Here is an 18,422-nt window from a genome sequence, read left to right as displayed (position 1 = left end):
ATGAAGTGATATGCAGAGGAAATAGCATGGCATCAATAATGGGCAGCAGGAGTGTTGAATGGTTCAGGCGGCGCAGCGTGCGCACTTGCGGCTGCCTGCTCCTGTCCTGGCTACTGATGATGTCTCCGGTACAGGCCGCAGCGACCGAGCCGGCCACACTGGTACTGCTGATCCGGGAAAACCGCAACGAATCCGGCGACATGCAGCCTTTGCGTCCCGAAGTGCGGCATTTACTGGACTATGTTGAACGGCGTCTGCAAATCCGTTTCGATATCCGCCGTTACACCTATCCCCGTCTGATTGATAATGTGCGTCAGGGCGAAGGTCTGGCGTTTGGACTGAGTAAGGGAAAGCTCCTGTCTGATCTGGCATTTTCCGACGTTTTCTATGCCAATTATGTGTGGCTGGTGGTGCGCAGCGATGCGGTGTTTCCGTTTGACAGTGTGGCGGATCTGCAGGGAAAAACCATCGGCATCACCCGCGGTTCCAGTTATGGCGATGCATTCGAGGCGCAGCGGCAGGTGAAATTCAACGTTGAAGAAGACGTCAGTTCCGATATTCCCCGCCTGAAAAAGCTGATGAACCGCCGCATGGATGCCATGCTGTTCGGGGATTTTCATGAGCGGGCAGACGAGGTGGCGGCCTATTTGCATCAGGTCACTGCGCGTGACATGGTGCGTGCTGACGGTAATCAACCGGACTTCACGGTTTTGCCGAAACCGCTGCTGGTGGATGAACTGTGTTTTGCCGCCACACCCGGCCGTTACGATCTCTGGATACGCAAGCTCAACGGCGTGATCCGTTCCGGAAAGAAAAACGGCGACATTGCCCGCATCATGAATGCAGGCCGCAAGTGACTCAGGCCGCCAGATGGCGACTCTGGCGTTGCGGTGTGGCGCGCGCTACGGCCGGCTCCTGAGTCTGTCCGGTTGACCTTGATTTTTCGCCGCCCTGAATATGCTTGGCGTTGCCGGCATAATCGCTGCTGATCAGCATCACGGCGCTGGCCTGCGGCATGCCGCGTTGTTCCTGCAGCCAGGTCGCCACCAGCCCTGCCAGCCGGTCAAGTGCAATGCGGTGCGTGGCGTCGGTATTGGCATAAATCCAGTCTGACAATTCCATGAAATTTTCAAACGGCGCATCGTGCAGAATCACCGGCAGGGTGTGCGCAAATCGGCCCGAATTCGCAATCATGTCCCAGTAACGGGCAAATCGCACCAGTCTTTGCATGTCGGCAAAAGAGATGTCCCGGTTCGCCAGGATCGTGTACGGTGGCTGGGGGTCAAATGCCAGTGCATAGGCTTCGGTATGGCGGATAATCGGCGTGCCGCGCAGACGTTTTAAAATGCCGAACTGGATTTCATGCGGGCCGAGCGCCACCAGCTGGTTAAACCCGTCAGCAAAGCTGGCAATGGTTTCTCCGGGCAGTCCGGCAATCAGATCGACATGCAGATGCGCATGCGACTGCGTGGTCAGCCAGCGGATATTGTCGGCGGCTTTGTCGTTATTCTGCTTGCGGCTGATCAGGCTCTGCACGTCAGGATTGAAACTCTGGATGCCGATTTCAAACTGCAGCGCCCCTTCCGGAAACTGCCGGATTGAATCTTTCAGCGCATCCGGCAGATGATCGGGCACGACCTCAAAGTGCGCAAACACCGGATCGTGCGGTGCGGCAGCGAGCTTATCCAGGAAAAACTGCATGATTTTGAGGCTGGTCTTGACGTTCAGATTAAACGTGCGGTCAACGAATTTGAACAGCCGCGCCCCGCGCTGATACAGGCTTTCCATCTCAGCCAGAAACTGGTCGATGTCGAACGGCCAGGCGGTTTTATCCAGCGCCGACAGGCAGAATTCACATTTGAAAGGACAGCCGCGTGATGCTTCCACATACAGCGTACGGTGACGGATATCCTGATCAGTGTACAGGTGGTACGGCAGGCGGATCTCGTTCATCGGCGGCTGCTGGCCGGCATGGATTTTCATCAGTGGTTTGGGGCCCTGCAATATCTGGCGGCACAGCGCCGGAAACGTGACGTCGCCCCAGCCGGTAATCACGTAGTCGGCGAGGCGGATAATTTCCTGATCGCCGGTTTCATGCGACACTTCCGGGCCGCCCAGCACAATCACCACTTCGGGAGCCACCCGTTTGAGCACGGCAACGACCTGCGTGATCTCGGTCACATTCCAGATATACACGCCGAAACCGACAATCAGCGATTCACCGGGAAGCTGATAACTCAGGATTTTTTCAACGATATCAGTGCTGCGCGCCCCGATCACGAATTCATGCAGCTGCGTCTGCGCCGCCAGCTCGTCCATGTTAGCGAGCAGATAGCGCAAACCCAGCGAGGCATGGGCATAGCGGGCGTTCAGGGTGGTCAGCAGGATAGTCATGGCGCAACAGAAACAGCAATCAATCCGCTATTGTACGCTGATGCCGCGCTGCCGCCCTTTCCATCACTGCGGGCAGCGCCGCAGCCGGATGGGAGGACGCATGCTCCGGTACTTGTCCGGCAATGTCAGAATAGGAAAATACGTTTAAAACTCTTCCCAGTCGCCCCCGGCATCGGAGGTGGGCATGGCTTTTCTGGTCGATGCGGTCTTTTCAGTTTTCGCTGATTTTTGCACCGTCGCCGTCTTGTGCGGCAAGGCGCGCTGCGCAGCCGGAGTCGCCGCTCTGGCAGCAGTGACGGCTGGTGCTGGCGTTACGCGCGGTGCTGGTGTAGCAGCCTGATGCTGATTGATTTTGAAGACGCTGACCACCTGGGACAGCGTATTGGCCTGATCCTGCATTGATGCCGCCGCTGCTGCCGCTTGCTCTACCAGTGCGGCATTTTGTTGCGTGGCTTCATCCATGTGCGTGATTGCCAGATTGATCTGGTCGATGCCGGCGGACTGCTCCTGGCTGGCAGCGGTAATTTCACTGACTACATCCGTCACGCGTCGCACACTGTTGACCACCTCGCTGATGGTGACACCGGCTTCATTCACCAGACGTGTGCCGCGCTCGGTTTTTTCGACAGAATCATCGATCAGGGTTTTGATTTCCTTGGCGGCGCTGGCGCTGCGCTGCGCCAGATTGCGTACTTCTGCCGCCACCACTGCAAAACCACGACCCTGTTCACCGGCGCGCGCTGCTTCCACCGCTGCATTCAATGCCAGAATATTGGTCTGGAAGGCGATGCCATCAATCACGCTGATGATATCGACAATTTTCTTGGAAGAATCATTGATGCCGTTCATCGTATCCACCACATCCGACACCACCGAGCCGCCCTTGACCGCCACTTCGGACGCCGATACCGCCAGCTGATTGGCCTGACGGGCATTGTCCGCATTCTGGCGCACGGTGCTGGTCAGCTCTTCCATGGAGGAGGCGGTTTCTTCCAGCGAACCAGCCTGCTGCTCGGTACGTGCCGACAGATCCATATTTCCGGTGGCGATCTCCGTCGATGCCGACGTGATATAGTCGGTGCTGCTGCGCACCTGTGAGACGATATTGAGCAGACTGTTGTTCATGTCTCTCAGCGCATGCAATACCTTACCGGCTTCGTCGTCAGATTGCACACTGATAGTGCTGGTCAGGTCACCGCGCGCGACGGTTTCAGCCACTTCCACGGCATAGGTCAGCGATGCGACGATATTGCGGATAATCAGGATGCCCATGAAGCTGATGCCGGCAACGGCGATCAGGGTGAAGACAAGCGCAAAAATATACGAGCTGTTCAGCGTCTCCTCCGCATTTTGAGAAGCGCGTTGCCCGATTTCCGTCTTATACGCGTTGTGGGCTTTCATCGCATTCAGAAAATTATCGACGGTTGCCTGGTTAGCCATAACAAAGTCGCCCGCTTCGGATGCAGCCCGTCCATCATCCATCATCGCGATGGCTTTGCTGCGTAGCGCCGCAAATTCGCCGTATGTCCGGCGGACTTCTTTCAGCAGGGCCGCATCTTTGTCGTCGCTGAGATCGTTTTTTTCATAGCGGTTCAGCGATTCCTGCAGCTTTGCTTCGCTGGATCGCATGGCCTGAAGCACGCGGTCTCTTTTCTCCGCATTATCGGCGATGAAGTATTGCCACATCTTGGAGCGGGTTTCGAGGGCATAGCCGTTCAATTGCTGCAATTCAGTGATGCTCGGCACAACATTCACGTTGGTGTAATTCGTGATCGTGTAGACCTTGTTCATCTGATACACGCCAATACCGGCGGTGATGAACAGGCCGAGAAACGATACGAAAATCAGCAGATACAACCGTCTGGCGATGGTCATGGTGGTGTTCCTTTTTTGAAAAAGCAATCGGTAATGAAGGGGCGATGGACAGACACGAAAACGGATGCATGATGATACTATTTTCTACACAATAGGATTTTAAAAGTGAATTTACCGAAAAAATGTTTCGTTGAGTAAAACTGACAAAAGTTAACATTGGTAAAGACCGGATGCCATGATGGTAAAGACGCCGATTTGTGCTTCTATTCCCGCTTTTCTGCAGTTCGTCGCATCGCGCTCGCGGTCGGATGAGGGGTGTTCTACAGTGACACCATCCACTCACCACTGAAGGAGAAATGAAATGACTGCTATATTCAAAACACGCGTTGTGATCATGACTGCGGTTGTTGCCGCTGCCTGCGCGCTCGGCTCGGCATTCAGCGTGTCCGGCGTCGCCACGGGCAACACCGCCAGCGCTGCGATGCAGACCGTGACGATCACCGCAGCGCGGATGACATCCGACCAGAAACTGGCTTACGACGCCGCAGAATCCGGCATTCAGACGGTCGTCATCAGCGCCAGAAAACTGACTTCAGAACAGAAACTGGCCATGGATCAGGAACAGGAATTTGCGCAAAAAAGTGTGGCAGACGCCGCCGCTCGCCAGTCTGCTATCTGAGTTGTGTTGATGACTGACAAGCATGACTTCGCTGCAGGCTGTGTTGTCAAAGCAAAGTGCTATGCCTTCCCCCTGAGAGACTGCTGTACTGAGGTTGCGTGTATTTTGCTTTGAGAATCCGGTTTCGCCGTTGATGGCGGCATCAGATGTGATCTGATCTGGTGTGGCTGGTGCCATGACGACTGTCTGCCGTCATGGGTTTTGCCTGCCTGCGACAGGCCGCGGCAGATAGCGTAGGCCATGGCCGGAAAACAGTTTATCCGCTGGCAGCGGCGGCTGATGCAGGGCCTGATGCAGCGTGCGCAGCAAGGTCGCCTGCGAATCATCCTGCCCCAAGTGCCAGAACATGACGCCAGCCAGTCGATAGTGCCGCAGATAGGCGACTTTATAGCGTAGCGATTCTGCATCTTCGTAGCTCACGAAAATGTGTCGCTGCGGATGGTAAAGCCAGGGAACTTTACTGTCTTCTGAAAAATAGCGCTCATAACCCATATCTGCAGCCCGCATGTTCCGGATATCGGCATACGCCGGCAGGCGCGGGTCTTGTAGACGGAGACAGGATGTGCAGCCCGGCAGCAGTTGCACCTCGCCGTGGTAATCATCGCCGGCCGGTGTATTGAAAGGCTGGTGCAGGCCATGCTGCTCAGTCGCCACGTCAAAATAGGCGCGTCCGTAAAAAGGCACGCCCAGCACCAGTTTTCCGGGCGGCACGCCGGCTTGCAGGTATTGCTGTACGGCGGCATCCACTGTCAGCGCAAACGGTGACGGGAACGATGTTGCCATAATTTCTGTTTTCTCTGCCGGTGCACGCTGTACAGCGCGCAGAGGGTTGTCGAACAGGGCTTCCGCCGGATCACCGAACAGGTGCGCATTGTGGCCGGTTTTCTTTTCCCAGGGACCGTTCAGATCATAGGTCATCAGATTGATGTAATCCACTTGAGCTGCGATCGCGGGCAGACTAGTATAGGTTCGCGCCATGTTGAATGCCCCCCCGGCGGCAGCTATCGTGAGCTGGTAGCGGCGGCGGGTGGCATCCGGTGTCAGCTGGTCGAGTTGCTGACGGAATTCCTGCAACAGCGCGACAAAATTGTCTGCATCGTCTGCACGCGGATATTCCCAGTCGATATCGATGCCATCCAGCCCGTGTTTCTGCATCAGCGCGATGCAGGAGGCGACAGTCTGCCTGCGGGCAGTCGCCGTGGCAGCGGCCTGGCGATAACGGGCGACGCCCGGGCTGTCGTCATTGGTAGCGCTCCAGCCACCGACAGAAAACAGGATGCGCAGTCCGGAGTTAAAACGTTTGAGCTGACGCAATGCCTGCAGCACCCCGGCCGCTTGCGCGCTATCGCTACCTTCCGGAAAGCTGCAACGGCCTTGCTGATCCAGTGCGATGAAAGAAAAATTAATATGCGTCAGCATGCGCGCCTGCTCCGGCGTGATGCGCGAGACCGGAAAGGCGACACGGCCGCTGCGATACTGATTGATATCGGCCGTATCCAGATGGTAATAACCGATGACGACTGGTCTGGCAGCCGCGCCGGCGTCGGGCAGAAGGACCGCGGCCAGCGTCAGCAGGCTGGCGTGAAGGAGGCGTAGATACATGACCGGAGAATGCGGCTTATGGCGACGCTGGTCAACAGGTTTTTCATCTGCCGGCACCATTGCAGATACCACTGCCCTGCCTGCTCCCTGACCGGGCGCAGACCAGCAGCAGCGTTGCCGTGAACTGGTATGGCATACTGCGGCATGAGCCGATACAGTAAATAAATGCCGTGAATGGATATGCAATGAATACCGAAGAACGTTTAATTGATCTGGAGCTGCGGTTGTCGCGTCAGGATGACCTGGTGGACACGCTCAATACCCAGGTCTACCGCCAGCAAAAGAAAATCGATGAACTCGAAGCCCTGTGCGTGGCGTTGGCGGGACGCCTGAAAGAACTGGCGGTGATGGCGGCACAGAAAAATACCGTGATCGATGAAAAACCGCCGCACTACTGAGAGCGCCGGCGAAAGCATGGGAAGATAAAAAAGGGCGGCTGTTACCGGCCGCCCTTTTCTGTTTTGTGCTGATTACCTGTGGCTGACCGCGCGGATCAGGGCTGCGGTGCGTAGTTCAGCGGAGTGAAGGTGTAACCCTTGCCGTCTTTGCGCAGATAGCCCAACCCAGGGAACGACAGGTGGGCCGCACCGACCAGATAGGCTTGTTGCGCTGCGCTGGCATACGCTTTTTTGCGTTCGGCGGCGGCGGCTTTGGTATCCGAATCAAACTTGATGGTGATTGCCGGATTTTCAAATTGAACGGCAGCGACGTGCATCAGATCACCCCACAGCATCAGAACCTGCCCTTTGCTTTCAATCCGATAAATGCTGTGACCGGCAGTATGGCCATGTGCCGGGATAGCGCGGATGCCCGGCTGTAATTCGGTTTCACCCTCAAAGGCTTTGAACTGGCCTGCTTTGACATAGGGGTTCAGCGAAGCCATCGCGCCCTGGAAAAAGCCTTTTTTGTCTTCCGGTGCCTTGTCCATATTGGCCTGGCTCAGCCAGAAATCGGCATCGTGCTGGTCTGCACGGACGATGGCATGCGGGAAGGTCATTGCTTCACCGCTCATCAGGCCGCCGACATGGTCTGCATGCATGTGGGTGATGTAAATTTCATCGACCTGCTCAGGCTGATAACCTGCCGCTTTCAGATTGGCCGCCAACCTGCCCAGTGTCGGCCCGAACAGTGCGCCCGCACCGGTGTCGATCAGCACCAGTTTGCTGCCGGTATTGATCAGGTAACCGTTTACCGAAGTCTCCAGCGGACTGTGCTGATGCCATTTCGCCAGCGCCTGTCCAGTTTTTTTGGGGTCGGCATTGAGCAGCTGATCGACCGGCAGCTGCACGGTGCCATCAGACAAGGCAGTAATTTCAAAGTCGCCCAGCATGGTGCGGTAAAAGCCGGGAGCCGTGCTCTTGACCTGTGGTGCGGCGGCAAGGGCAGCGGACGGAGACATAGCGATACCTGCCGACAGAGTCAGCACAGCGGCAGTAATGGCAGTAATCAGTGATGATGCTTTCATGAGTTGTTCCTTTGAGATCAGTGATGGGGCAATGAATGCAGAAACGGGTGAAGCAGAGGCACTGATTATGCCTAAGAAATCGGAAACCTGCTGAGCAGGGCGGAACGCGCCGTTGTCGCTATGGCGTTCCGGAAACGAGGCGCCGGATTCAATGAATCAGCGCGTTCGCCAGCGATTGCAACTCGTCGCCTGATTCGTTGAGCAACTGGCGCAGGCTGTCCGTTTCCAGGGGGAAATCAAGTTTTCCGGCAGTTTCTGTGATCTCGGCAGTGCTGCGCAGATCAAGCGGCGAGGCCGGAATGGTCAGACTGTTAGCCAGCAACAGCGTGTCGCCGAGGTTTTCCGGTGGAATCATCTGCATACCGTACCACAGCGTTTCAATCGCACTGACGACCTGTTTCGGTACCATCAGCTTATGCAGGACTGCGCGCCCGATCACGATTTCCAGTGGTTCTTCCAGCGGATTGTCAGATGCCGGTCGATGCGGTTCGAGCAGGGAGGGAAATTCCTCTGCCCGCGACAGCAGATAGAAACAGCCGACTTCATGCACGATCCCGGCAAACAGCGCCGTTTCCGGATCGATTTTGCTGACCTTGCGTGCCAGCAGATGTGTCATCGCCGCAACGTGCGCGGAGTGTTCCCACAAGGCTTCCATCTTCGCTACGATTGCCGGTGTGGTGACGGCTTGCATCAGCTGCCGCATGATGATCGCGGCGACAACGGAACGCAGCGTGCTGAAACCGAGGATGGTGATCGCGGTGCGGATATGGGTGATGCCGCCGCCAAACCGGCTGTAGGCGACGGAGTTGGCAATCGCAATGATTCGGGTGGTGATCAGCGGCTCCTGTAATAACAGCCGGGCCGCCGATTCAATGCCGCAATCCGGCGCATCCAGCGCTTCCTGAATTTTCAGGGTTGCGCGCACATTGGTGGGGAAAATCAGATCACCGGCATCTGCCTGTCTGACGATATTTTGTAATGCTTCCAACTTATTCATAACTGACAGCAATAACCTTTTTCTGCTGGCGCTGCCAGTCGGATCGCGGTTATTCTTTTTTCATTCCTATTGCTTTGACTATTTTTCCTGCCGCACCGGACAGTATGGATGCCGAGCTATGGGCACCGGTTCCCGCCGGACCGGCATGGTATGCCGGACGCTGATGCTGCAGATCGTTTGCCAGCTTAAATGCCGACACCGTTTGCGCCAGATTGGCGGCCTGTTCTTCCAGGCTTTCCGCGGCAGCGGCAGCCTGTTCCACCAGGGCTGCATTTTGCTGGGTCATTTCATCCATTTGTGTGATGGCACGGTTCACCTCTTCGATACCGGCGCTTTGCTCCTGACCGGCTGCGGTGATTTCACTCATGATATCGGCCACATGCCGCACGGAATTGACAATCTCATGCATGGTTTTTCCGGCGGCTTCAACCAGCTTGTCGCCCGCCTCCACTTTTTCCACCGAGTCGCCGATGAGGGTTTTAATCTCCTTGGCGGCGCTGGCGCTGCGCTGCGCCAGATTCCTGACTTCTGAAGCAACGACCGCAAATCCCCTGCCCTGTTCACCGGCACGTGCGGCTTCCACCGCAGCGTTCAATGCCAGAATATTGGTCTGAAAGGCAATACCATCGATCACACTGATGATGTCGACTATTTTACGCGAACTTTCCTTAATGGAATTCATGGTGTCGACAACTTTGCCGACTTCCTCTCCGCCCTTGATGGCGAAACCGGAAGCGGATGTTACCAGACCATTTGCCTGGCGGGCATTATCGGCATTGTGGCGGACGGTAGCGGTGATCTGTTCCATCGAGCTGGCGGTTTCTTCCAGTGCACCGGCCTGATGTTCGGTGCGGGATGACAGATCGGCATTGCCGGTCGAGATTTCACCGGAAGCCGTAGCGATGGCATCCGTGCCCTGCCGCACCTCGCTGACGATCCGGTACAGATTGTCATTCATGTCTTTTAAGGCATCCAGCAATTCGCTGATTTCATCCTCGCCTTCCGCTGCATCATGGTGAAACAGCTCGCCGGCGGCGACTTGCTTGGCAATCTCCAGCGCGCCTTTGAGCGGCGTGGTGATGCTGCGGGTCAGATAAACGGAAAATGCGATGCCGGCAATCAGAATCAGCAATCCGGCCGCACCGAGCGAGAACACCAGTTTGCTGGCAGCACTTTCTGCATTCTGTGAAACAGTCACCGAGGCGGCGTCCTGCTGGGCAATCAGTTTGTTGATCTCTTGCAGTGCTTTCTGCTGCAACGGATCGATCTGGGTTGCGATCAGTTTGACGGCTTCCTCGCCGTTAAACGATAGCAGCATTTTGAAGGCTTCCTTGGTCGGCGCATCGGTCTGGCTGTCGATGTCAGAAACACTGTCGAGCACTTTCTTTTCATCCGCCGTCAGCCCCAGTTTCACCAGTTTGTCGCGTGCGGCAACAAAGCTGTCGTGCTGTTTTTTGACCAGCTGTTTTTGCTTGTCGATTTCGCCCAGATCGGTTTGCAGGCCGATATTACGCACTGCCAGCGCACCTTCCAGGATGCTGACTTTCATGCTGACCGCCAGCGTTGTTTTCTGATGGGAAGCATCAATACCGGCGACCATCTGCTGACGGTTACTGGCGCTTAGCATACTGCCAACGATGATCATCGTCATCAGAGACAGCAGGATGATGCCGAAGCCAACGGACAGGCGTGTTCCGATACGCAGCTGACGAAGATTCATACTGGCTCCCTGAAAATCAATGAATATAAATCGATGAATTTAAATTAATTAACACAAAACAGAATCCAAGTATGAAGTACAAAAACAGAATTCTGTCCGACCGCATATCAGCAAATTTTATGCTCTGTGTCCATACTATGCCAAAATTTCCTGAGCGCAAAGCAGGTTTTGCCGCATCGTGTCTGTACTGTATCAAACCTGCTCAAAGCAGCGGGTGGAAATCAGGGGTACTATGAAAAATGCGCAACCATACGCAAAATAGCGTGACCTATGTAAAGGCTGCCGGGACACGGGATTTATCCCGGCCGGAAGAAAGACATGACGATGAACAAGGAAAAAATGACAGCAATGACAATCAGTGCGGAGGAAAAGGCAGCGCAGATGAATGCTGCAGGCAGCGGCTTTTTACCGGGGCATCTGGGTATCCGTATCTTGACAGCGGAACCGGGCAGGGTTACGGCTGAATTGCCGGTGCTGCCGCATCTGCTGGCGCCAAACGGCTATCTGCATGCCGGCAGCGTGGTGACGCTGGCGGACACGGCTTGCGGCTACGGTTGTTTGAACAGTCTGCCGGAAGGCGCTCAGAGTTTTACCACCATTGAGCTGAAATCGAATCACACCGGTACCGCACGCGACGGCAGTATCGAAGTGCTGGCGACGGCGCGCCATCTGGGACGGACGACGCAGTTGTGGGATGCGGAAGTCAGCTATCAGGGCAAGGTGATTGCGTTGTTCCGTTGCACCCAGATGCTGTTGTATCCAAAGCCGCAGGTCTGACCGGCTTGCCGGTCAGACGCTGGTGTCAGCTGGTCTGCGTTGCGGCTTCCTTTTCCTGCAGGGTGCGCCACATGACTTTGCCGGTTCCTGATTTGGGCAGGGTCTCGACAAACTCCACCAGCCGCGGCACTTTATAGGCAGCCATTTTTTCGTGCGCCCAGCGGATGATCTCGTCGGCGCTGACTTCATTGCCTGGCTTGCGCACGACCACCGCTTTGACGGTTTCGCCCCGGTAAGCGTCACGCGCCGCAATGATGCAGCATTCCTGAATCGCCGGATGCTGATACATCATGGATTCGACCTCCGCCGGCCAGACTTTGAAACCGCTGGCATTGATCATGCGTTTCAGGCGGTCGGTGAAGAAGAAGAAACCGTCGGGGTCGATATAACCCAAGTCGCCGGAGCGGAAAAACTGTTTTCCATCCAGCTCGGCAAAGGCTTCGGCGGTTTTTTGCGGATCGTTCCAGTAGCCTTTGAAAACCTGCGGACCGTGTATCCAGATTTCTCCGGTTTCGCCCTGCCTGACTTCCTGTAAAGTCGTCGGATCAACGATGCGCGAATCGACATTGAAGTAAGGAACGCCCAGGCATTGCTGTTTCATTTTTTGCGGCGGATTCAGATGCGAGGGCGCCATGGTTTCGGACAGGCCGTAGCCTTCCATATAGACCTGACCGGACAGATCCAGTAATTTTTGCGCAATCGCCGCCGGCATCGCTGCACCGCCGCCGGATACCCGGTTGAGGCGGGAAAGATCGTATTCATCAACACGGGGATTCGATAAAAAATCGATCATCATTGACGGTACCAGCGTCCAGCTGGTCACGTTGTAGCGGGTGATCAGCTGACCGGCAGTGTCTCTGTCCCAGCGCGGCAGAATGACCAGCGTACCGCCGCAGTAAATCATGGCGTTCATCACCGACTGCATGCCTGTGACGTGAAAAAATGGCAGTACCGCCAGCGACACATGGTTCGGTACGATCGCACCCGACCAGGTCGGGCTGCCGACGATATTGAACATCACCGAACTGTGGGTATGGATGCATCCTTTGGGTTTGCCCGTGGTACCGGAGGTATAAGGCATGCAGGCCAGATCATCCGGACCTGCCAGATGCTCCGACGGCAGCAATGCTGCCTGCATCACGGTGCGCCAGCCCGATACCTGTGCATTGTCCTGAACCTGGCTGGCAGTCTGCACGAATTCCGGTACTTTGAGATTGGTGTCACGTGTCAGGTGATCGGCGTAGGTAGCGACGATGACATGTTTTAACTCTGCATGACCGATCAGTGGTTGCAGACGCGGAAAAAGTTCCTGCGCCACGATGGCAGCCTTGGCACCGCTGTCCTGCAGATAGTGTTCCAGTTCATCCGTCATCAGCATCGGATTGACCGGCACCACCATCGCGTCCGCTCGTAAAATTGCATAAAAGCTGATGACAAACTGTGGGCTGTTTTGCATGTTCAGTAACACGCGGTCGCCCTTGCCTACGCCTGCCACCTGTTGCAGATAGCCGGCCAATGCCAGCACTTCCTGGTGCAGCTGGCGATATGTCAGCACGGAATCGTAAAAAATGATGGCCGCTTTATCCGGATAACGCAACGCTGAAATCCGCAAATTTTCATACACGCTGGTGGACGGAGTAATCAGATGATGCGGCAGGCCCTGAGGCCAGTGAGCGTAATGCGCAGTATTCATACACGTCTCCGGAAATGAATCATTATTTTCCGGAACGAAGATTGGCACGAGACATCCATATGAATGCACTGTTTGCGGTTCTCCGGTTCCGGATGGGTTTTTTGTAGAGTGCCATAGGTAAACTTTTTTTGCACTATCGTTCGGAAAATTGCGCAGGCGGATAGCAAAATTGTGCTTTTGAAAATGCGCATCCCGCTCAGGTAAAGTTACAATGTGCCATTCATCTTCTCTGCCGGATTGGAGCGCACGTGTACTCAGAAATCAGATTTACTCTCCTGGCCGCAGCTAGTCTGCTGCTGGCTGCATGTGGCGGTGGCGGCAGCAGCTCTTCCGGTTCGGCCGCCAGCCCGGTTATCGTTTCGGTACCGGCGCCATCGACCGTTTCTTCCGGTGATGCACTGAGTTTTACCGGGCAGGCCAACAGTTCGGCCGGGCAGATTACCAAGATGTACTGGCAGATTGATACCCTGACACTGGGAGCCAATGCGCTGACCTCGGTCACGAATGCGGACTGCAAGAGCACGACGACTTCCGGCAATACGGTGAACTGTGTCCTGCAAGTGACGCCACCGGCCAAGCTGACGGCGGACTATACGTACAAGCTCAGCTTTTTTGCGGTCGATGCGAAGGGCAATACCTCCAGTTCTTCCACTACGCTGCAGGTATTGCAGTCCGCTTCGGTGACCAATAATCCGACTGTGCAGGTCGGGGCGGATGCCACGGTTACTTCCGGTGACAAAGTTTCCCTGACCTGCAGCGGCAGCGGCGGTACGCCGGCAACGACGGGCGACGCGTACTCTTATCAATGGGTGGTGAATGATGCTGCCGGACTGACGATTTCGCTGGCAGGCACGACCGGTGCTGCCAACAGTTTTGTTGCTCCGGTGGTCAAGACGGCGACGACCGTCAAGCTGCAGTGCCGGGTGACCGATGACAAACAAAAGACCGGCACGGCAATCCAGAAAATCACCATTAACCCGGTAGTGAAACCGACCGTGGTGCCGATTTCTTACAGCGGCGGTACTGTGCAGCCGGGGGCGGCGGTGTCGCTCGATGGCAGCAAAACGGTGATGTACGATGCGAATGGCAATCTGACCAGCGGTACGATTTACTACCTCTGGCAATTCAAATCCGGTCCGGCTTCAGCCCTGCCGCTGCAGGTGTATAACGCGACCAGCAGCGTGGCCAGCGTTGTATTCCCAAGTGTGGTGACCACCACATCCATGTATGTATTCACGCTCAATGCCTCGACGGCGCCGATAGCTGCAGACGGTACTTCTGCCGACCCGGTGAAACAGCGCGACGTCGTGTTTGTCGTCAGCCCGTTGCCGCCGATTACGCTGACTTCCTACAATCTGGTGCAGGTGGTGCAGAGTGGCGCCAGCGTGCAGCTGAAGGCGGAAACGCCGAATTACACAGGTTCCGCACCTTTGTATTTCAGCTGGACCCAGACCAGCCTGCCGGCCGTGGCGCTGGTGGGGACGAATTCGCAGATTGCCGGTTTCATTGCGCCGACCGTCACGGTGGCGACCACCCTGACTTTCCGGGTATCGGCAGATTATCAGCCGATCACGGTGGCCAATCCGGGCAGTGCCAGCGTAGATCTGCTGGTTCAGGTATTGCCGAAAAGCTGAACGGCAAGCATGGTTGGGTGAGACGTATTTGCTGGCGTCCGGTATTTTTGCCGGACGCCGTTTTTGATGGATCAGTGGATGATTTTATCGTGCTGATGCTGGCGGTATAGTGTCTGTGTCGCGACGAAAATTTCACGCATGAAAAAGACGAAGCTGCCGATCAGCGACAGCACGCCGCTGACGAACAGTGCGGCAATCAGTTTGTCGAGATTGATGCCCAGCGCATCGCCCATGAACAGTGCGGCGATCACGAGACAGATCAACAGGCCGCAGGTGGCGCTGAGCGTGATGGCCCGGTTAATCAGATGAGAACGACGGTACAGTTCGATCAGCTCTTCCTGCAGACCGGGGTGGGTCGTTTCCTTATTCTGCAAGGCATTTTCAACTACCCGCGCCCGATCGATGATACGCGCCAGGCGGCTGGTCAGAACCGACAGTTTGGTGCCGACACCGGTCAGCAAAAAGACGGGCGCAATCGCCAGTTGAATAATGTGGCTGACATCGCCAAGCTGAAGATTGATCATAATGCAGTCCTTTCATTTTTGCGGAATTTTACCTTGCTCCGTGCCTGGTTTGCGCCATAACTTTACCGGTTTTCTGAAAATACACTATGCTGGAGCCTGATCTGTCACACAGGAGTGGAAAAATAATGCAATCCAGCCAGCGTATGCCAGCAATTTTTGTCGGACATGGCAGCCCGATGAATGCGATTGAAGATAATGACTACACCCGTGCATGGCAGCAGCTGGGGCAGCGCTTTCCGGCGCCGAAGGCGATCCTGATGATTTCTGCGCACTGGATGACGCATGGCGTTGGTATCACGGCGATGGCTGCGCCTCCCACGATCCATGATTTTGGCGGTTTTCCCCAGGCGTTGTTTGATATCCGCTACCCGGCTCCGGGCGACCCGGCGCTGGCGGCGCAGATTGCCGCATCGCTGGCACCGCTGCCTGTGGCGCTGGATCAGGAATGGGGGCTGGATCATGGCACCTGGTCGGTGCTGGTCAAAATGTATCCGCAGGCGCAGATACCGGTATTGCAGCTCAGTCTGGACATGACGCAGCCGGCGCAATGGCATTTTGAACTCGGCCGCCGGTTGAGTGCCTTACGGGAACAGGGAATCCTGCTGATGGGCAGCGGTAACGTGGTGCATAACCTGCGCCGGGTGGCGCTGCATGCGCCGGCTTACGACTGGGCGCAGCGTTTTAACGATGTCATGCGGGAGGCGATCCTGACTCAGGACATGGATAAACTGATTCACTATGAGCAATTCGGTCAGGACGCTGCTTTATCAGTGCCGACCACCGAGCATTTCCTGCCCTTACTGTATATCGCGGGCAGCGTGACGGCTGACGATCAGATCAGCATTGTGGCGGAGGGTATGGACCTGGGCTCGATCAGCATGATGTCGGTCGTGGTGACAAACTCGCAGTAAGCCGCGGCAGCGTCAGGCGGGAAGCGGCAAGGTCAGCTGCACTTCCAGTCCGCCTTCCGGCAGATTGTGCAGTTGCAGGCGGCCACCGTGCTGTTGCACGATATTCTGTGCAATCGTCAGTCCCAGTCCGGTACCGCCGGATTCACGCGAACGTGACGTCTCAATCCGGAAGAACGGTTCAAAAACCTTGCTTTGCAATTCCTGCGGAATGCCGCTGCCGCCGTCACGGATAAAGATATCCAGCACATCGTTGCCAGCGGCTTTGCCCTTGGCGAGGCTGACTCTGGCGTAATGTCCGTATTTGACGGCATTGTCGATCAGGTTGGTCAGACAGCGCCGCAGCGCCTGCGGTTTGGCCAGAACGGTGATTCCGGGCTTACCCTCGAAAGTGACATTCTGCCCAGCTTCACCGGCGTCGCTGCAGACGCTGTCCAGCAGCGAATCAATGTCCACTGGACGCAAGCCTTCACTGCTTTCGATGCTGCGCGCCAGATCCAGCCCTTCCCGGATCATCAGCTGCATGCCGGACAAATCGTTAATCAGTTTTTCACGCAATTCAGGGTCATTCACCTTTTCCAGCCGCAGCCGCAGCCGGGTCAGCGGCGTCTGCAAATCATGCGTGATGGCAGCCAGCATATGGGTCCGCTGAGAAATGTGGTTGCGGATACGCGCCTGCATGGCATTGAAAGCCCGGGTCGCCTGCACGATTTCGGAAGCGCCGGTCTCTGGCAGCGGTGGCCGGTTGATGTCCTGGCCGAGTGCAGTGGCAGCTTCTGCCATTTTTTGCAGCGGGCGCATGGTCATGCGGGCGATGATCAGCGCCAGGATCGCAATAAAGACCAGAAACAGCAGGAAATATTGCACAAAATCGTCACGTAAGGGTGGCGCCGGAGTGCGTGGCGGCATGACGGTCAGGCGTAAGATGGTGCCGTCATGCAGGGTGATGCTCAATGCTTCGCAGGGAAGACGGACAATATTCGGATTATGCTGCTGCGACGGTGAGGGCGGGCAGAGTGAAGGATCCGCCGGCAGGGAGTGCACCTTGAATGTTCTGCCCAGCTTTTCACTGACGGCTTTCGCATAGTTGGAATGGGGCTGTGTATCTGTCGCATGTTCCGGCAAGGTCGTGACTTTCAGGCCAAGCCGGGGTGCGGTTTCCAGAAAATTTTCACGGTTTGCGGTCGGCAGCGCATCCAGCGCCCGCACCAGTTGCTCGACCCGTTCAATCGAATGGGATTCGCGATATTGCATCAAGGTCTTTTCACGTTCGCCAAACGCCAGGAATACGGTCAGCGCTGCCGACAGCAATACGCCGACCAGCAACGCCGCCAGTACCCTGGCCCACATGGATGGCAGAATCCTCATCCGGGGTTATCCATTTTTTTCCGCAGTGACCGTCACTGCCAGCACATAGCCGCCGTTGCGCACGGTTTTGATAATCTGCGGCGAGCGGGCATCTTCACGCAGTTTCTGACGCAAACGGCTGATCTGAATATCAATAGAGCGGTCAAACGGATCAGCATCCCGGCCATGCGTCATATTCAGCAGCTGATCCCGGTTCAGAATCCGGTTCGGATGTTCCAGGAAAATATTCAGCATCCGGTATTCGGCACCGGACAGCGACACGATCATCCCGTCGGGCGCGACCAGGTGCCGTGCCGTCATGTCCAGCGTCCAGCCGGCGAATTTCAGTTTTTGCAGATTCTCAGCACTGAGTGTGATCTGGTTACTTTGGGTCCGCCGCAGCACACTGCGGATGCGGGCCAGTAATTCGCGGGGTTCAAACGGTTTCGGCAGATAATCATCGGCGCCCATTTCCAGTCCGAGAATCCGGTCCAGCGGCTCGCTGCGTGCGGTCAGCATAATGACCGGCATATTGGACTTGCTGCGCAGATTCCGGCACAGCGTCAGCCCATCGTCGCCGGGCAGGTTCAGATCCAGTACCACCAGCTCAAACTGATGTTCCTGCAATGCCGCCCACATGCCATTACCGTCGGCTGCCATGATCGCCGTATAGCCGTTGTGATCCAGATATTCTGCCAGCAGACTGCGGATTTCGCGGTCATCATCAACAATCAGTATTTTGTTTGTAGTATCCATGCTTTTCATTATGAACCTTGTTTCCAGGGGAAAAAATGGGGTGTTTGTATCGTCTTGTTATGATAAACCCGGAGCGACACAGTGCGACACATCAGGATCACTGTCAGTCTG

16 protein-coding genes are annotated in these 18,422 nt (G+C 56.0%); 6 read left to right on the top strand and 10 right to left on the bottom strand.

Going from position 1 to position 18,422, the window contains the following annotated elements; translation table 11 throughout:
* Nucleotides 1–26 precede the first annotated feature (26 nt).
* Entirely contained in the window at nucleotides 27–857 is an 831-nt protein-coding gene (locus HV832_RS07590) for a substrate-binding periplasmic protein (protein ID WP_176802972.1), read from the top strand.
* Nucleotide 858: 1 nt separating this feature from the next.
* Here the strand turns inward: HV832_RS07590 and HV832_RS07585 are convergent, their stop codons facing one another.
* Entirely contained in the window at nucleotides 859–2,394 is a 1,536-nt protein-coding gene (locus HV832_RS07585; RefSeq protein WP_176802971.1) for a B12-binding domain-containing radical SAM protein, read from the bottom strand.
* Nucleotides 2,395–2,538: 144 nt separating this feature from the next.
* The gene (locus HV832_RS17480) at nucleotides 2,539–4,269 is read right to left on the bottom strand and encodes a methyl-accepting chemotaxis protein (RefSeq protein WP_176802970.1); all 1,731 of its coding nucleotides are present in this window, start codon (nucleotides 4,267–4,269) and stop codon (nucleotides 2,539–2,541) included.
* 301 nt (nucleotides 4,270–4,570) lie between these two features.
* Here HV832_RS17480 and HV832_RS07575 point away from each other — a divergent pair, with 301 nt between their 5' ends.
* Entirely contained in the window at nucleotides 4,571–4,888 is a 318-nt protein-coding gene (locus HV832_RS07575; RefSeq protein WP_176802969.1) for a hypothetical protein, read from the top strand.
* Nucleotides 4,889–5,080: 192 nt separating this feature from the next.
* Here the strand turns inward: HV832_RS07575 and HV832_RS07570 are convergent, their stop codons facing one another.
* Nucleotides 5,081–6,550, bottom strand: coding sequence for a glycoside hydrolase family 18 protein (locus HV832_RS07570; protein WP_176802968.1), 1,470 nt, complete (start codon nucleotides 6,548–6,550; stop codon nucleotides 5,081–5,083).
* Nucleotides 6,551–6,675: 125 nt separating this feature from the next.
* On the opposite strand from HV832_RS07570, the gene HV832_RS07565 reads away from it, so the two are divergent.
* On the top strand, nucleotides 6,676–6,888 hold the full coding sequence (locus HV832_RS07565) for a SlyX family protein (protein ID WP_176802967.1): 213 nt from the start codon (nucleotides 6,676–6,678) through the stop codon (nucleotides 6,886–6,888).
* A gap of 95 nt (nucleotides 6,889–6,983) precedes the next feature.
* Here the strand turns inward: HV832_RS07565 and HV832_RS07560 are convergent, their stop codons facing one another.
* The 3 genes from HV832_RS07560 to HV832_RS17475 form a co-directional block, all read right to left on the bottom strand.
* Nucleotides 6,984–7,955, bottom strand: a complete 972-nt coding sequence (locus HV832_RS07560; RefSeq protein WP_176802966.1) for an MBL fold metallo-hydrolase — start codon at nucleotides 7,953–7,955, stop codon at nucleotides 6,984–6,986.
* Nucleotides 7,956–8,103: 148 nt separating this feature from the next.
* The gene (locus HV832_RS07555; RefSeq protein WP_176802965.1) at nucleotides 8,104–8,952 is read right to left on the bottom strand and encodes an HDOD domain-containing protein; all 849 of its coding nucleotides are present in this window, start codon (nucleotides 8,950–8,952) and stop codon (nucleotides 8,104–8,106) included.
* A gap of 49 nt (nucleotides 8,953–9,001) precedes the next feature.
* Entirely contained in the window at nucleotides 9,002–10,672 is a 1,671-nt protein-coding gene (locus HV832_RS17475; RefSeq protein ID WP_176802964.1) for a methyl-accepting chemotaxis protein, read from the bottom strand.
* Between the two features lie 324 nt (nucleotides 10,673–10,996).
* On the opposite strand from HV832_RS17475, the gene HV832_RS07545 reads away from it, so the two are divergent.
* On the top strand, nucleotides 10,997–11,449 hold the full coding sequence (locus HV832_RS07545) for a PaaI family thioesterase (RefSeq protein ID WP_399310267.1): 453 nt from the start codon (nucleotides 10,997–10,999) through the stop codon (nucleotides 11,447–11,449).
* Between the two features lie 25 nt (nucleotides 11,450–11,474).
* Here HV832_RS07545 and HV832_RS07540 read toward each other — a convergent pair whose 3' ends face one another.
* Nucleotides 11,475–13,142: a long-chain fatty acid--CoA ligase gene (locus HV832_RS07540; protein ID WP_176802963.1), complete on the bottom strand. Its 1,668-nt coding sequence runs from the start codon at nucleotides 13,140–13,142 to the stop codon at nucleotides 11,475–11,477.
* A gap of 248 nt (nucleotides 13,143–13,390) precedes the next feature.
* On the opposite strand from HV832_RS07540, the gene HV832_RS07535 reads away from it, so the two are divergent.
* Nucleotides 13,391–14,776 (top strand): hypothetical protein, encoded by a 1,386-nt coding sequence (locus HV832_RS07535; protein ID WP_176802962.1) that lies wholly within the window; start codon nucleotides 13,391–13,393, stop codon nucleotides 14,774–14,776.
* Between the two features lie 71 nt (nucleotides 14,777–14,847).
* Here HV832_RS07535 and HV832_RS07530 read toward each other — a convergent pair whose 3' ends face one another.
* Nucleotides 14,848–15,297 (bottom strand): DUF2721 domain-containing protein, encoded by a 450-nt coding sequence (locus HV832_RS07530; protein ID WP_176803470.1) that lies wholly within the window; start codon nucleotides 15,295–15,297, stop codon nucleotides 14,848–14,850.
* 128 nt (nucleotides 15,298–15,425) lie between these two features.
* Here HV832_RS07530 and ygiD point away from each other — a divergent pair, with 128 nt between their 5' ends.
* A complete protein-coding gene (ygiD, locus tag HV832_RS07525) occupies nucleotides 15,426–16,211 on the top strand; it encodes a 4,5-DOPA-extradiol-dioxygenase (protein ID WP_176802961.1) in 786 nt (261 codons plus the stop codon).
* A 12-nt stretch (nucleotides 16,212–16,223) separates the two neighbouring features.
* On the opposite strand, the gene HV832_RS07520 is transcribed toward ygiD, so the two are convergent.
* Both HV832_RS07520 and HV832_RS07515 read right to left on the bottom strand, forming a co-directional pair.
* Nucleotides 16,224–17,576, bottom strand: coding sequence for an ATP-binding protein (locus HV832_RS07520; protein ID WP_223827166.1), 1,353 nt, complete (start codon nucleotides 17,574–17,576; stop codon nucleotides 16,224–16,226).
* Nucleotides 17,577–17,582: 6 nt separating this feature from the next.
* On the bottom strand, nucleotides 17,583–18,311 hold the full coding sequence (locus tag HV832_RS07515) for a response regulator (RefSeq protein WP_176802960.1): 729 nt from the start codon (nucleotides 18,309–18,311) through the stop codon (nucleotides 17,583–17,585).
* Nucleotides 18,312–18,422: the final 111 nt, after the last annotated feature.

The organism is Cognatundibacterium oligocarboniphilum, from assembly GCF_013377855.1.
GTDB lineage: Bacteria > Pseudomonadota > Gammaproteobacteria > Burkholderiales > Burkholderiaceae_D > Undibacterium > Undibacterium oligocarboniphilum.
Note: the sequence above shows the minus strand (reverse complement) of the source record. Positions and strands in the feature narration are given on the sequence as shown.

Bases quoted from the DNA above. Each gene is read 5' to 3' on its own strand.
- HV832_RS07590 (WP_176802972.1), top strand. From the start codon at position 27: ATGGCATCAATAATGGGCAGCAGGAGTGTTGAATGGTTCAGGCGGCGC.
- HV832_RS07585 (WP_176802971.1), bottom strand. From the start codon at position 2,394: ATGACTATCCTGCTGACCACCCTGAACGCCCGCTATGCCCATGCCTCG.
- HV832_RS17480 (WP_176802970.1), bottom strand. From the start codon at position 4,269: ATGACCATCGCCAGACGGTTGTATCTGCTGATTTTCGTATCGTTTCTC.
- HV832_RS07575 (WP_176802969.1), top strand. From the start codon at position 4,571: ATGACTGCTATATTCAAAACACGCGTTGTGATCATGACTGCGGTTGTT.
- HV832_RS07570 (WP_176802968.1), bottom strand. From the start codon at position 6,550: ATGGTGCCGGCAGATGAAAAACCTGTTGACCAGCGTCGCCATAAGCCG.
- HV832_RS07565 (WP_176802967.1), top strand. From the start codon at position 6,676: ATGAATACCGAAGAACGTTTAATTGATCTGGAGCTGCGGTTGTCGCGT.
- HV832_RS07560 (WP_176802966.1), bottom strand. From the start codon at position 7,955: ATGAAAGCATCATCACTGATTACTGCCATTACTGCCGCTGTGCTGACT.
- HV832_RS07555 (WP_176802965.1), bottom strand. From the start codon at position 8,952: ATGAATAAGTTGGAAGCATTACAAAATATCGTCAGACAGGCAGATGCC.
- HV832_RS17475 (WP_176802964.1), bottom strand. From the start codon at position 10,672: ATGAATCTTCGTCAGCTGCGTATCGGAACACGCCTGTCCGTTGGCTTC.
- HV832_RS07545 (WP_399310267.1), top strand. From the start codon at position 10,997: ATGAACAAGGAAAAAATGACAGCAATGACAATCAGTGCGGAGGAAAAG.
- HV832_RS07540 (WP_176802963.1), bottom strand. From the start codon at position 13,142: ATGAATACTGCGCATTACGCTCACTGGCCTCAGGGCCTGCCGCATCAT.
- ygiD (WP_176802961.1), top strand. From the start codon at position 15,426: ATGCAATCCAGCCAGCGTATGCCAGCAATTTTTGTCGGACATGGCAGC.
- HV832_RS07520 (WP_223827166.1), bottom strand. From the start codon at position 17,576: ATGAGGATTCTGCCATCCATGTGGGCCAGGGTACTGGCGGCGTTGCTG.
- HV832_RS07515 (WP_176802960.1), bottom strand. From the start codon at position 18,311: ATGGATACTACAAACAAAATACTGATTGTTGATGATGACCGCGAAATC.